14 protein-coding genes are annotated in these 14,710 nt (G+C 33.9%); 4 read left to right on the top strand and 10 right to left on the bottom strand.

Features of this window, described 5'->3' with window-relative positions; translation table 11 throughout:
• Positions 1–10: 10 nt before the first annotated feature.
• On the bottom strand, positions 11–2,758 hold the full coding sequence (locus N4270_RS13275; RefSeq protein WP_260097807.1) for a CHAT domain-containing protein: 2,748 nt from the start codon (positions 2,756–2,758) through the stop codon (positions 11–13).
• 68 nt (positions 2,759–2,826) lie between these two features.
• Positions 2,827–3,528 (bottom strand): hypothetical protein, encoded by a 702-nt coding sequence (locus N4270_RS13270; RefSeq protein WP_260097806.1) that lies wholly within the window; start codon positions 3,526–3,528, stop codon positions 2,827–2,829.
• Between the two features lie 88 nt (positions 3,529–3,616).
• Between N4270_RS13270 and N4270_RS13265 the strand changes: the two genes are divergently transcribed.
• From N4270_RS13265 to N4270_RS13255, 3 genes are read left to right on the top strand one after another with little or no spacing between them, the layout of a single operon-like run.
• Positions 3,617–4,180 (top strand): RNA polymerase sigma factor, encoded by a 564-nt coding sequence (locus N4270_RS13265; protein WP_260097804.1) that lies wholly within the window; start codon positions 3,617–3,619, stop codon positions 4,178–4,180.
• Complete coding sequence (locus tag N4270_RS13260) at positions 4,177–4,980, top strand: tol-pal system YbgF family protein (RefSeq protein ID WP_260097802.1); 804 nt, start codon at positions 4,177–4,179, stop codon at positions 4,978–4,980. The genes N4270_RS13265 and N4270_RS13260 overlap by 4 nt, the downstream gene beginning before the upstream one ends.
• Complete coding sequence (locus tag N4270_RS13255) at positions 4,973–5,782, top strand: DNA/RNA non-specific endonuclease (protein WP_260097800.1); 810 nt, start codon at positions 4,973–4,975, stop codon at positions 5,780–5,782. Before N4270_RS13260 ends, N4270_RS13255 begins: the two co-directional genes overlap by 8 nt.
• Before the next feature lie 60 nt (positions 5,783–5,842).
• On the opposite strand, the gene N4270_RS13250 is transcribed toward N4270_RS13255, so the two are convergent.
• From N4270_RS13250 to gcvP, 4 genes are all read right to left on the bottom strand, one after another.
• Positions 5,843–6,691: a glycosyltransferase family 2 protein gene (locus N4270_RS13250; RefSeq protein WP_260097798.1), complete on the bottom strand. Its 849-nt coding sequence runs from the start codon at positions 6,689–6,691 to the stop codon at positions 5,843–5,845.
• 58 nt (positions 6,692–6,749) lie between these two features.
• Positions 6,750–7,277: a methyltransferase gene (locus N4270_RS13245; RefSeq protein WP_260097797.1), complete on the bottom strand. Its 528-nt coding sequence runs from the start codon at positions 7,275–7,277 to the stop codon at positions 6,750–6,752.
• Positions 7,278–7,279: 2 nt separating this feature from the next.
• Positions 7,280–8,338 (bottom strand): 3-oxoacyl-ACP synthase III family protein, encoded by a 1,059-nt coding sequence (locus N4270_RS13240; RefSeq protein WP_260097795.1) that lies wholly within the window; start codon positions 8,336–8,338, stop codon positions 7,280–7,282.
• 107 nt (positions 8,339–8,445) lie between these two features.
• The gene (gene gcvP / locus N4270_RS13235; RefSeq protein WP_260097794.1) at positions 8,446–11,298 is read right to left on the bottom strand and encodes an aminomethyl-transferring glycine dehydrogenase; all 2,853 of its coding nucleotides are present in this window, start codon (positions 11,296–11,298) and stop codon (positions 8,446–8,448) included.
• A 122-nt stretch (positions 11,299–11,420) separates the two neighbouring features.
• On the opposite strand from gcvP, the gene N4270_RS13230 reads away from it, so the two are divergent.
• Entirely contained in the window at positions 11,421–12,254 is an 834-nt protein-coding gene (locus tag N4270_RS13230; RefSeq protein WP_260097792.1) for a hypothetical protein, read from the top strand.
• Here the strand turns inward: N4270_RS13230 and N4270_RS13225 are convergent.
• Genes N4270_RS13225 through N4270_RS13210 form a run of 4 tightly spaced genes read right to left on the bottom strand, consistent with a single transcriptional unit; the run spans position 12,234 to position 14,704 of the window.
• Positions 12,234–12,488 carry a glycine dehydrogenase gene (locus N4270_RS13225; RefSeq protein WP_260097791.1) on the bottom strand — a complete coding sequence of 85 codons (255 nt, stop codon included), beginning with the start codon at positions 12,486–12,488 and terminating at the stop codon, positions 12,234–12,236. The two genes, N4270_RS13230 and N4270_RS13225, sit on opposite strands and share 21 nt — an antisense overlap.
• A 3-nt stretch (positions 12,489–12,491) precedes the next feature.
• Complete coding sequence (locus tag N4270_RS13220) at positions 12,492–13,043, bottom strand: sigma-70 family RNA polymerase sigma factor (protein WP_260097789.1); 552 nt, start codon at positions 13,041–13,043, stop codon at positions 12,492–12,494.
• Positions 13,044–13,101: 58 nt separating this feature from the next.
• Positions 13,102–13,800: a YqjF family protein gene (locus N4270_RS13215; protein ID WP_260097788.1), complete on the bottom strand. Its 699-nt coding sequence runs from the start codon at positions 13,798–13,800 to the stop codon at positions 13,102–13,104.
• Between the two features lie 4 nt (positions 13,801–13,804).
• Positions 13,805–14,704, bottom strand: coding sequence for a TIGR01777 family oxidoreductase (locus N4270_RS13210; protein WP_260097787.1), 900 nt, complete (start codon positions 14,702–14,704; stop codon positions 13,805–13,807).
• Positions 14,705–14,710 lie beyond the last annotated feature (6 nt).

The raw sequence follows: 14,710 nt of genomic DNA, 5'->3' as shown, positions 1-14,710 counted from the left end.
ATAAGTTTTGTTACCCTAAAAGTTTAATTTTTTTTATTCGCAGTATTATGGTTGTGATTATTAATACCATAGCTATAAAAATAAAGTAGTAATATGTTGGCCAGCTATTGTTAAATTCAATGAGTCCGGTATCGCCAATAAGAATAAATGACGACCAATAATATGGGGAAGATTGGCTTAATGAATTAGACTCTAAGTACGTTAATTTGGCGTTATGTAGTGCCAATGATTTGTTTTGTCCTTCTTCTAGATTTGAATAAAACGAACGTAATAATTCTACAGATGCTTTATCGTTAACCTCCCAAAGTGTTGGTAATACGCTGTGCGCTCCTGTATTGAAAAAACTTCTCGATAAACTCATAACACCTTCTCCTTTATTTAACTCTCCAAGTGAAGTATTACAAGCACTTAATACGACTAAGTTTGCAGTGTTATTAAAGCTATAAAGTTCTTTTAAATCTACTTTGGAATTGTGAAAGGCAATCCACGGACTTATACTATCATTAGCATCGGCATGAGAGGCAATATGTATAATTTTAGTGTTTTTACTATCTTTAAAAAAACGTTCTTTGCTGGCTTTTTTTCTTAAGAATATTTTTGAACGAAATAAGTCATGTATTAAATTAAGTTCTTCTTCAGTATTAGGTAAATCTACCAAATCTTGCGAAAATTCAATAGGAGCAAACCCCACCAGATTATGAATATTCGCTCTTTTAATTTTATTGTTTTCATTCAGAAACGATAGCGAATAGGCATAACTTATTTCATGTTTATAGATGAGATAGCTTTTTGCTGTGACTGAAGTTTGGAGCGATTCAAAAGGAATGTTCTGCAAATATGAATCGGCCAAAATGGTTAATTTTTTTCCTTTGATTAATGTTTGAATATGCTCCGGAAATAATGTTTTATAAATAGTATTTGAAACTACATTATAATCTTCAATTGCAGCTTTGTCTAAAAATGGATGTTCTATAAGGTTTCTATAAAGCTGCGTAGACTTCTTAAGGTTTTCGATATCTTTTATTTCAAATAATTCTGTGGCATCTTTGGTAAGGACTATGCCGTAACCTTCTTCATTGTTCAAGATATATTCAATATAGGCATTGCCATCTTCTAATAATGTAGATTTGAAAGTATTTAAATCTATAACTTCAGCAGGTTTGTGAGTTTTAAAATAGAGACGGTAATTAGGATTTAGAGCGTTAATGAATTCATTATAATCATCTTTTGCTAATAATAGTAAATTTTGAATGGAATCCGTTTTTTTAGAGGCCAAAAGGGTTTCAAGTTTGGTGATTTTATGTTTAAAGATTGAGTCTTGTTTGCTAATTTCTTTTGGAATGCTCGAGTTCTTCCGAGATATTTTAAGCGAAACATCCTCTAGTAACAATAACGCTTTATTTTTTTCAATAAAATAAAATGCTTTTTCAGGATTATTAGCTAAAAAACTGGCCTTAGTGGCACTTGTGTAAATTTCGGCTGCAGTCTTTCTCCAAAATAACTTCGATTTAAATTCTTTGCTATCCAATCTAGCTTTTTCAACAAGAAAATCGGCTAACTCAAAAGTCTTTAATGCTTGATCAATATAATTTTTATTATCTGAAGTGTTTTCTGCAATTTCAATCCAAACCATCGCCTTATCAATGAGCGCTGATATCAACTGAAATTGTACACTAGAATCGCTCAAGTCTGATTTTGATGGTAGATTATTAACATTTGATGTGTCTAAATCAACAAGTTTTGCTATAGCAGTTTGTGCATGTTCTAACGCTTTATCATAATCTTTGAAAAATAAATAGTGAATACTTAAGTTTCTATGTATGACAGATTTCATTACACTATTAGGCTTGTAACTTAATGCGCTTTCAAAATAATCAACTGCTTCTTTTTTATTTTCTTTAAGATATAAAACGCCCATATCATTTAAAGTATTCGTAAGTAGTTTAGTGCTCTCTAATTTTTCAGCAATAGAAAGCGCTTTCTCTAAATAAATTTTTCCATTAACAAAATCATGACCGGTGAGTCTATCTATATAAATATTTCCTAGTTGATTATAGATGGAATGCATGATGTCTTCTCGAATATCATTTTTATCATCATTATCAGTATTTACGCGATGCGCAAATTCTAGTGTCGATAATAATAAATCTTCACCATGTTTTAGACTTTTACTAGTGTTAATAAGCTTGCATGATTGAGCTATACCAACATCATTTCTAGCAATGAATGTATTGTTTTTTAGGCGTTTTGCGATGGCTTTACTGAGCTCAAAATATTCTTTTGAAGTGTGGTATTGATTATAGGAAAAGAAATAAATTTCGGCTAACAAAAAGGCGCCTGATATTGCATACTTATCAGGTTCATCATAAATCAATAAACGTTTAAGTGTCGAAGTGGCATCTTCAATAGCGTTATCTTGCCTTTCATAAAACCCTAAACTGTATAAATTTTTTCGGTAAATAGCATTATTATCATAATTAACAGAATCCATTTGGTGGATATTTTGTTTATTAAGAATTATAGCTTTTTGTAAGTTTCTATGTTTTTTGTACCACTTTAAAATTTCATAGCGATCAATGAATAACTGATCTAATTTATCATTTTTTTTATGTGAAAGGAGTAATGAATCAAATTTGTGGTTTTTTTCATGTATAGATAAATCGCTTTCTAAGATGTCTTTAAAGATAGGAGAGGGCTCTTGAGAAAAAACGGTAAGACTAATAAAAAATACAATAAATGGAATGATGTTTTTGTTCATGCTACGTAAAAATCTTAATGAGAATATAAGCGTAAAAAAAAGGGTAGTTATAATACTACCCTTTTCTATTAGTCAATGATTTCAGATTCAAAACAGCCTTCAACCAAACTTATCAGTCCAAAAGGTGAAATATAAAAACGCTCTATTACCATTTCTGGTTCTAAATCAGGATCAGTTTCTACAGGGTCGTTTGGGTTGTCTGTATCGTTTGGATCGGGATTATTAGGATCTTTTTTGTCTTTATCAACATTACCAAGTGTTGCGCTATTAGTATTACTTGTATTGCCACCTCCAGTATGAATGTCGTTTTCTATTAATGTGCCTCCTTGTGTAATCATGTAATCATTATATTCCTCAACATTAATAATCCACAATTCAATATTACCACAATCATCGCTTGCAGCAGTTTCTATAGAATAAATAGTAAAATGAGTTAACATTTCATTTCTAAAATGCAAATTAAACGAACCCGTATAAGGGTTAGGATACCCAGACTCTATAAAATCCATATCAATATACATACCAACGACGTGCGTTCCGTTAGGAATTGGATACAGTTCAGTTAAGTTAGGGTTGTAAGTTGGGGCTGGATTACCCATACGTTGTTGGTTATACTCATTTTTATCTGATTTTGAGTCTTTTTGCACTTCTAAATCAATCGCTTTTTCAAATATTTCATTTTCGTAATCTTCATTAAGATTGTCAACAGAGCAGCTCATTGATAGCATCAAAGCTAAAACGGTAAATAATTTAAATGTTTGTGTTTTCATAATATTAATAGTTTTTAGCCATCTGTTCATAAATATATATATTTGTTACCCATAAAAAAAGAAAATTTTTAAGTTACTCGAAAACTATATGGAAGACTCAAATTATTTCCTAAACGGACTTATTAATAATGACGAGCGTATTGTTAGAGAAATTTATAAAAGTTCTTATCGTCAAGTCTTAAGTTTTATTTCTAATAATAAAGGACAGCGAACAGATGCTGATGATATTTTTCAAAAAGCTTTAATGCAAATCATGGTTCGCGCAAAAACTAGACCTTTTTCTATTAAGTCATCGTTTCAAGCCTTTTTATTTGTATCCTGTAAAAATTTATGGCGAAGAGAATTAAATAAAAAGAAAAAAGAGGTAACAAATGATTATGTTTTTGAACATGTAACTGAAGAACGCGATTTAGCTTTAAGCATACTTGAGCAAGAACGATGGGAGTTTTTTCAAAATAAGCTTAAGTTAATATCAGATAATTGTAAACAAATTCTGGAGTGTTTTTTTAATAAAATTCCTAATAAGGATATTGCTGAAAAACTAGGGTATAATTCTGAAAATGTAGTAAGACAAAGAGTTTTTAAATGCAAAAACAAACTTATAGAATTAATAAAATCTGACAATAAATATAGCCATTTGAAAAGTATATGAATCTAACCGAAGGTCAAATAAAACAAGTTGAAGACTATCTCAATGGTTCTCTTGATGAAGAGGAAACTTTAGCTTTTGAGAATGATTTGAAAACTAATATTGAACTTAGAGACTATCTGGAAATTAGTAGCCAGATGAATGATAGCTTCGATGAAAGTAATTGGTTGTTTGCTAAAAATAAAGAATCAGAAGATCTTAATGCAATAGAAGATTATATAAAAAGTGATGAGGCACAACAAACAAAACGACTCATCGAGAATATAAGTAAGTCTCAAGGGCAAGTAAAAGTATTAAATGCTAGATATTATTACTATGTTATAGCTGCTTGTTTGATGTTGTTTTTAGGAATTTCATTTGTCTTTAATTTTGGCACATCGCAGGAAGAATTGTACAGCGAATATTCAGATTATTCTAACTTGCCCTCATTTGTAAGTAGAAGTAATAATACTGAGATACAACTGGCTAATGCCGAGACACTATTTAAAAATAAACATTACGAGGAAGCTTTGAATATATTTCAAACAAGTTTGAATGCCTCTAATGAAAAAGGTTCTATCTATATTTATATAGGATTGTCTCAAACGGAATTAAGTCAATATAAAAGTGCTGAAGAAACTTTCAATTTACTTATTAGTAGTGATTTAATTGATGCTGAAAAAGGCCATTGGTATAAAGCCTTATTGTATCTCAAACAAGAAAAAACTGAGGAGACTAAACAGGTTTTAAATACTATTATTTCTAATTCTTATGACAATCATGAAAAAGCAAAAGCCTTGTTAAACGACTTACCAAATGACTAAAAAAACAATCTCTTCTCTTATTGCCATTGTTATTATTCTTGGTGTTTTTGGCTATGAATATTTTTTAAAAGAAGAAGAATCTGCTCAAACCATTCAGAAAGGTCAAGTTGTTAAAACCAATACTAATGAATATTTTTTGCCAACAAGCACCACAGGCCAAATAGTGCACCATGAGGGGTATTCACTATCTTATAGCGAACCTCACGAACAAGCCGAATGGGTGGCTTACGAACTCAAAAAAACACATTTGTCTAACACCAATTTTAAACGTCCATATTTTGAAATTGATAAAGCGGTTAAAACCAAAGCTGCACATTGGAGAAATTATAAAAATTCGGGTTATGATCGCGGACATTTATGTCCGGCAGGTGATAGGAAGTACAGTCAAGAAGCCCATGACGAAACATTCTTGACCAGTAATATTAGTCCGCAAGAACACAATTTTAATTCCGGAATCTGGAATACTCTCGAACAGAAAGTCCGTTACTGGGCCAGTAAGTATGATGGTGTTTATGTTGTTACAGGTGGTGTTTTAAACGGACAAATGAAAACTATTGGCGATGAGAAAGTAAGCGTGCCTAATCAGTTTTATAAAGTTTTAATCGATGCTAATTCTGGAAAAACAAAAGTGATTGCTTTTTTAATGCCACATCAGGATTCTAATAAACCCCTTTACGAATTTGTAGTGTCGGTTGATGAGGTGGAAGCACTCACCGGAATTGACTTCTTTCCCGAATTGGAAGATGCTATAGAAAATCAATTAGAGGCATCGAGTAGTTATAAAGACTGGAGTTTCAATTAATAAGAATCGTCATCTTGAACTTGTTTCAGGATCTCATTATCTAAAAGTATTAGGTAGTAATTATTTCAATTTCCCCAGCATGCCTTTCCAACGTAATTGTCGGATAAAACGTCCTTGGTCTTCGGTGACTAATTGTTCTAAATTATGTCGTTGTCCTCTGAAATAACCCGACATATAATCCTTAAAAAGCGTAAAACTTCTTTTTTTATAAGCGAGTTTTAGTGCCGAAATCAAAGTGATTGTAAATCCGTAGCGCAATTTATACATAGCTTCACCTTGCAAGTATTTTGAAGCTTTATTATAGCTTATACCAGTAGGTTTTAAATGCTTAACATGCAGCGATTCATCTGTTAATAATTCCCAATCATAATACTTAGCCAGAAGCTCGTCAACCGTATCCCAGCCCATTGAAGATTTTAGTTTGCCAATGTCTAAAAAACAGGATTTACGATAGGCTTTAAGTGCACCACGAATATGATCTTTCCGCGTTAGATTTTCTAAGACCCAATTATTGTTTTTCTCGATATAGCAGAATCCGGCAGCCATTCCTAAGCGTTCATTTTTATTAAAATGAGAGGCTAACTGTTCTAAATAATGCTTCGGAAAGATTAAATCGGCATCATATTTACAAATCACATCATAAGCATCGTCAAGAGTCTCATAACCTTTATAAAAGGCATTAATGATTTTTGAACCAGGCAAATGTTCATCTGAAGATACTGTATGAACGACCGCAATATTGGAATGTTTCGCTACAAAATCATCAACGATAGCCTTAGTATCGTCTGTAGAATGATCATTGACAACCACAATTTTTTTGGCAGGCAAGGTTTGATTAACCAGCGACCTTAAAGTTTTGGCTATAACCTTAGCTTCGTTATGTGCAGGAATGATGATGTAGAAATTCAAAGGTCTAAATTTAAAGTCCAAAGTTAAACTTTAATAATTCAAAATGGAAGTGTATGTACTATTCTGAAATTCGTTCAGCATAAACGATATAATAGCGAGGCGTAAACCATCTTAAAAGTGGTCTGATGCCTATTTTTTTCGTCGGATTTGTCCATTTTTCAGAAGCAATTATTTTCCAGCCTGATTTCTCAAGGAGCCAGTCAAATTGCCAATCTTCAAATTCGTGATAGTGTCTGTCACGCATATCTGTTTGACTTCTGTAGGCCGAAGCAAACCATAATTTAAGCGGAATACTAGCTACCAGTTTATCTGCTTTTATAGATTTTAATACGGTAAAAGGCGAGAGGAGATGTTCAAAAATCTCGAAAGCGGTCACTACATTTGCTGAAGAATTTTCAATTTCGGAAGTATCTAAATCCAAATCAATTCCAGAGGTATTCTCGACTGCATATCCATTTTTTTTAAGAATTTCTGATAAAGGGTTTTCAACTCCTAAATCCAAAATAGATTCTGAAGACTGTATGTGTTTTTTTAAAAACTCAACCGTATGTTTAAAGCGTTTATTAGGAAACGTGTTTTCGTACATCACTAATACTGATAAACAATCGCATTAATATTCATACCTGCACCAACACTAGCAAACATAATCACATCCCCTTTATTAATTTCCTGATTGTCAAGTTCTCCTTTCAAAATCATATCAAAAAGCGTAGGAACGGTCGCGACACTCGAATTACCCAGTAAGTTTATTGTCATAGGCATCACACCTTCAGGCATTTCCATATCGTGAAGTTTGTAAAAACGCTTAACAATCGCTTCATCCATTTTTTCATTAGCTTGATGAATCAATATTTTTTTGACATCAGTAATTGGATGTCCACTTTTTTCTAAACAAGCTTTAAGGGCTAGTGGTACATTGGTTAATGCAAATTCATAAATTTTACGGCCATACATTTTTATGTATCTGCGCTGATCTGTTATTTCAGGATGATTAGTTTCACCGAAGTAAATAAAATGTGCTTCGTCTAAGGCAAAAGTAGCGGAGTCGTGTGTTATAATGCCACCTTCTTCAGTTGATTCTTCGACGATAACAGCGCCTGCACCATCACTATAAATCATAGAGTCACGGTCATGCTTATCTACAACACGTGATAAGGTTTCAGAGCCTACAACCAAACATCGTTTTGCAAGTCCGGAAGCAATAAATGCCTTAGCTTGAATCACGCCTTCAATCCAACCCGGACATCCGAAGAGTAAATCGTAGCCAACACATTTTGGATTTTTAATTTTTAATAAATGCTTAACTCGTGAGGCTATACTAGGAACCGTATCGCTCTGCTCGGTATTGTGTTTTACGTCTCCATAATTATGGGCAACGATAATATAATCTAAAGTTTCTTTATCAATATTGGCATCAGCAATCGCTTTTTCCGAAGCATAAAAAGCAATATCAGAATTTAGCAATTCGGGTTTTATATAACGTCTTTCCTGAATTCCTGTTATAGCTTTAAATTTATCAACAATAACTTCATTCGTGCTATTTATGGTTGAGCCATCTGCATTTAAAAATTCGTGATTATAGAAATTCTCGTTCTTTTCAATACAGCTAGGAATAAAACTTCCAGTACCTGTGATCTTTATACTCATATATGATTTCTTTTTTCGGTAAACAATCGAACATGGCAATATACTAACATTAAATGTAAATGTTAGTTTCCTAGAATCAATTTATACGATGTTCAAAGCCATTAAAATTAGGCTTCCTCCATATAAGCTTCTATTGGAGCGCAAGTACAGACAAGGTTTCGGTCACCATAGGCATCGTCAACACGACGAACACTTGGCCAAAATTTATTATCTCTAACATAGTCTAAAGGAAATGCTGCCTGCTGACGTGTATATGGCAATAACCATTCATCACTAGTCACCATATCTAAAGTGTGAGGCGCATTTTTTAGGACATTGTTTTCATCGTCTTTACTTAGTGCATCAATTTCATGTTTAATTGAAATCATAGCATCACAGAAGCGATCCATTTCTTGTTTACTTTCACTTTCCGTAGGTTCAATCATCATTGTTCCGGCAACTGGAAAGGATACTGTTGGTGCGTGAAAACCGTAATCCATTAAACGCTTTGCAATATCAACAACTTCAATACCATGGGCTTTAAAAGGTCGGCAATCGACAATCATTTCGTGAGCAGCTCGTCCGCGTTCTCCAGAATAAAGCGTGTCAAAAGCACCTTCGAGGCGTTTTTTAATGTAGTTGGCATTAAGAATGGCCATTTCTGTAGATTTTTTCAATCCTGAAGCACCAAGCATCTTGATATAACCATAAGAAATAAGGCAGGCAAGAGACGAGCCAAATGGAGCTGCCGAAATGGCTGTAATTGCTTGATCTCCTCCGGTTTTTACTAAAGGATTTCCAGGTAAAAATGGTACTAATTGTTTGGCAACACAAATTGGTCCAACACCAGGTCCACCACCACCATGAGGAATTGCGAATGTTTTATGGAGATTTAAATGACATACATCTGCACCAATATTACCAGGATTGGTTAAACCTACTTGCGCATTCATATTCGCACCATCCATGTATACTTGTCCGCCATTATCATGAATAATTTTCGTAATTTCTTTAATTGCCGATTCGTACACACCGTGAGTAGATGGGTAAGTAACCATTAAGGCCGATAAATTCTCTTTGTGTAATTCAGCTTTTTCGCGTAAATCGTCAACATCAATATTACCTTCATCAGTAGATTTTGTGACTACGACTTTCATCCCAGCCATAACAGCACTTGCAGGATTTGTTCCATGAGCAGACGACGGTATAATACAAATATTTCGATGGTGATCTCCACGAGATTCGTGATAGGCTTTAATAACCATTAAACCAGCAAACTCTCCTTGAGCACCAGAATTTGGTTGCAATGAGGTCCCTGCAAAACCAGTAATTTCAGTTAATTGATCTTCTAAAGCTTTTAATACAGCATGATAGCCTTTAGCTTGTTCTGCGGGTACAAAAGGGTGAATTTTTCCCCATTTAAACCAGCTTAACGGTAACATTTCGGCAGCAGCATTTAATTTCATCGTACACGATCCTAAAGAAATCATCGAATGATTTAATGCCAAATCCTTACGTTCTAAGGTTTTGATGTAACGCATTAATTCAGTTTCAGAGTGATGCGAATTAAAAACAGGTTCTTGTAAGAAAGAGGTTTGGCGCACTGAGCTGTTATCGATATGATTACCTTCAGAAATATTAGAAATTGTGATAGGGTCTTTCCCGATACTTTTGGCGAAAATGGAAACTATTTTATTTAAATCTGCAATGGTTGCTGTTTCATTTAAAGACATAACAATTTCATCGTCACTCGGATAGTAAAAATTCATTTTGTTTTTCAAGGCAATCTTCTGAATCGCTTTGGCATCACCTTTAACATGTAAGGTATCAAAGAAAGAGGTGTTGGTTTGTTCAAAACCTAAATCTTGTAGTGTTTTAGCAAGCGTTGCCGCTTTATGATGAATGTTATTAGCAATAAACTCTAAACCATTCGGACCATGATATACCGCATACATTCCAGCCATAACCGCTAATAATACTTGTGCAGTACAAATGTTGGAAGTCGCTTTATCGCGTTTTATATGTTGTTCACGTGTTTGAAGCGCCATACGTAATGCTCGGTTTCCGTTGGCGTCTTTGGTAACACCAATGATACGTCCGGGAATGTCACGCTTATAGGCTTCTTTTGTAGCAAAATAAGCTGCATGAGGGCCGCCATAACCCATTGGGATTCCAAAACGCTGTGTGGTTCCAACGACAACGTCAGCTCCAAATTTACCAGGTGCTTCCAGTTTAACAAGACTCATGATATCGGCAGCAACGGCAACTTTAATTCGGGATGCATTTGCGTTTTCAATAAAAGATTCAATATTGGTAACCTGACCGTGTTTTCCTGGATATTGTAAAAGTGCTCCAAAGAAATCTTCAGAAAAATCAAAGGTATCTTCAGCACCAATTACGAGTTCAATACCTATAGGATTTGCTCTGGTTTGTAATAAAGAAATAGTTTGCGGAAGGCAGTTTTCTGAAACAAAAAACTTGTTGATTCCTGCTTTTTTCTGATCGCGTTCACGAACCGAAAATAATAAGCTCATTGCTTCGGCAGCAGCAGTACTCTCGTCAAGCAGTGAAGCGTTTGCTATTTCCATACCTGTAAGGTCTGTAACCATGGTTTGGAAGTTTAATAATGCTTCCAGACGACCTTGCGCTATTTCGGCTTGATAAGGTGTATACGCTGTATACCAACCTGGATTTTCCAGAATATTTCTCTGAATTACAGCAGGCATAATGGTTGGATGATAGCCTAAACCAATGTAGGTTTTAAAAACTTTATTCTTTTTAGATAAATCATAAATATGCAACAAGTATTCTTGTTCGCTCATCGGTTCGTCAAGATCCAAATCGGAAGCCAATAAAATACCATCAGGAATGGTTTCATTGATTAATTGCTCCATAGAATTAACACCAATGGTGTCTAACATTTGCTTTTGGTCTGCGTCTCTCGGACCAATATGACGAAGTGAAAAATCTGCTGTATTCATTAAAAAGTTGTGTTGAATTTTATTGCTGCAAAATTAAGGAAATATTGACCTTAAATTGTTAACGCAAATGAAACTTTTCAACCATTTGAATCGGTTATTAACAGTTTGTCTATTTTTGTAATATGCGTGCTCTAAAAAACATAGTTGACTTTTATATCAATAGCAGTATTCACGTAGCTTTAGCAGTTTTTGCTTTGTCTTGGGTGACTTTGTTAGAATTTGATTTAAAGTATGATGAAAGTATCTTGTTTTTTATTTTTTTCTCTACAATTACGGGATATAATTTTGTGAAGTATTTTGGACTGGCTAAATTTCATCATCGCAGTTTAGCTATTTGGTTGAAAGCGATACAGGTCTTTTCATTTATTTGCTTCTTGGCGCTGTGTTATTACGCATTCAAATTAGAAACCAAAACCATGATATATATTGGTGCTTTTAGTTTGATTACGTTTTTATATGCCATTCCGATGGTGCCCAAAACGATATTTATTGACAAAAAGAAAAACCTCAGGAGTATTAGCGGACTCAAAGTTTATGTTATTGCCTTTGTTTGGAGTGGTGTGACGGTATTTTTGCCCTTACTGAATGGTGATTATACCATTTCAAATGATGTTATTTTGTCAGCGATTCAGCGCTTTATTTTTGTTATCGTGTTGATGTTGCCTTTTGAAGTACGGGACTTGAGTTATGATAGTATTAGGCTGTCTACCATTCCGCAGAAAATAGGTGTCTTACGGACTAAAATTTTAGGTGTTGTATTATTAGTGATGTTTTTGTGTTTGGATCTTTTTAAAGAAGAAACTACCGGTGTGTTTTTTTGGGTTCAGATGGTAATTATTGTAATTACACTAGTATTGTTGCTGTTTTCGAGAGAGCATCAGACGAAGTATTACAGTGCGTTTTGGGTAGAGAGCATCCCAATTTTATGGATGGCATTATTGCTGGTGTTTCGCTAATTCTTTTTCAAAAGCAGCTTGTAAACTTTCTTTTGAAGTTGCATCTAACGGAATTGGTTTTTTAGTTACCAGTTTAGTTAATTTTGCATTGTTTTTGGTGTATTTTCTACAAGCTCTACAATACAATAAATGTATGTTTAGTTTAATTTTTTCCCATAATGTAGCCTCCTTGTATTGTGTTTTGTCACATACATGGTTTGCTTCTTTGCAAGGAATAAAAAATTTGTTACTCATAATTTAAAACCAATTTTTTTCAAGGCATGCCGCCATAGCTGTTCTCGCTCTATGGATGATAACCCATAGGTTAGACGCAGTTATATTTAATTCATTACAAATCGCTTCAGTATCGTAATTTAAAATAGTTTTCATTTCGAATACTTGTGCTTGTTTTTGAGGTAATTTTTCTAAACAATTATCGATTGCTAGACCTAATTCGGTGTTTTCTATAGAGTCTTCAGCAGTCTTATCAAAAGGGTCTGCAACACGTTCTTCTAGCCAATCACCTTCATTTTCATCACTACTGTAACTCATCCTAACTTCGGCTTTACCTTTGTTAGAATTGATTTTACGGTAATAATCTATAATTTTTCGTTTTAAAATTGAAATGAGCCACGTGCGTTCGCTCGCTTCACCTTTAAAATTCTTCATAGAATTTAAACCAGCAACAAAAGTATCTTGGACAATGTCTTTAGCAATCTCTCTATCATTTACACGTGTGATGGTATAATTGAAGAGATAATCGGAATACAAGGTTATCCACTGATTAGGATCGATGGTGTGTTTTGGCATTTCTTTTTCTGAAAATTTATTTCAAAAATAACGTAAAAAAATGATTTTATCTAAAGTTTTAGCGTGCTATGGTTTTTTTGTTTTTGACACTAACTTTTGAACCTTCAGCAAGAATAACCGAAGTGGGTTCGACACGATTTAGAACATCAAAAGTTGAACCATAGTTTGCGGAAAAATCAACATCAATTTTAAAGTCTTTTACTTTTAATTGACGCCAAGTTGGATGTTCAACCTCATATTCAAATGTTGTATGGTGATGCTTGGTGTAACCAAAATAATGTTCTGTAATGAATTGTGCTTCAGAATCTTCTGTGATATCTGAAGCCACTTTATCGGTAGATACGGAAATCGATTGCCATTTTTGATTGAGTTTCCACTGGTATTCAAATTCTTTATGTGTTTCATGCTCGATCCAGCGATGACGCATGCGGTGTGTTTCATAATGTTCGTGATATAAAGTATTAGCAACCCAAGTAATTAATGGTTTTGGGACTATCTCTTTAATAAACACAACGCCTCTCTTGTCGTTGTGCTTGACATAAAACCTAAGGTTAACTTCTTCAAAATGGATATGACCAGGTAATTTAAGTCCTAAAACTTTAGTATTCATAAACATAAAACCTACGAGACTTACGTTACATTTACCGTTAAAAAAATCAAGCTCAGTTCCTTTAGGAACAAATGGTTTTAATAAGTTAGGATCGATCTCATAATTGATGAGCATCAGGTTTTTCCAGTAAGCATTTAAGAAGGTCATAGCGCTAATGTATTAAATTAGTTAAGGCGAGTTCTATATTAGTGTATTTAAATTTGAATCCGTTATCCAACAAACGTTTCGGAATCACATTTCTGCTTTTTAAAACCAATTCGGATTCTGTGCCTATTAATTTTGCACCAAGTTTAATAAGCCATTCTGGATGTGAAATGCCAAAGGGAATATTCATTACTTTTCTGAAGCTTTTCATAAGCGTTTTGTTATTGGTAGGATTAGGCACCGATAGATTAAAGTTGCCATCAAGGGCTTCATGGTCTATTAAAAATGCGATCGCTCTTGCAAAATCAAGTTCATGAATCCAGCTAACTTTTTGCAACCCTGAAGCTTGTTTGCCGCCTAAACCCAATTTAACTAAGTTTTTTAACGGTTGTACAGCGCCTCCATTTTTACCCATGACTATAGACGTTCTCAGAGCAATTTTTCTGGTATTTGGGTTGCTAATAGAGTAGAAGGCTTTTTCCCAGGACTTAGCTATATTCATAGAGAAATCATCACCAATTTCTCCAGTTGCTTCAGTCATTTCTATGTCTGTTGAATGTCTGTAAATGGTAGCTGTAGAGGAGTTAAACCAAAGGTTTGGTGGATTTTCACATAAATTAATCGCTAATCCTAAAACTTCAGTAGCATCTATTCTGGATTCGTAAATAAGTTTTTTATTGGCATCAGTATATCTGCAATCTACAGATTTTCCGGTAAGATTGATAAGGACATCAGTTTGCTCTAAAATTTGCGTCCATTTCCCTAAATCTTTAGCATTCCAATAGATGTCATTATCACGTTTTGGTGTACGTGTTAACATGTATATACTATGTCCTTTATCTACAAAATACTTTTCTAAGACTTGACCCAGAAATCCGCTACCACCAGCTATAGTTATTGTTTTCATAAGTTT

Origin of the sequence: Psychroserpens sp. SPM9 (assembly GCF_025153525.1) — a bacterium.
Classification (GTDB): Bacteria; Bacteroidota; Bacteroidia; order Flavobacteriales; family Flavobacteriaceae; genus Psychroserpens.
The sequence above is the reverse complement of the archived record's forward strand: the minus strand, read 5'-3'. Positions and strand labels throughout refer to the sequence as shown.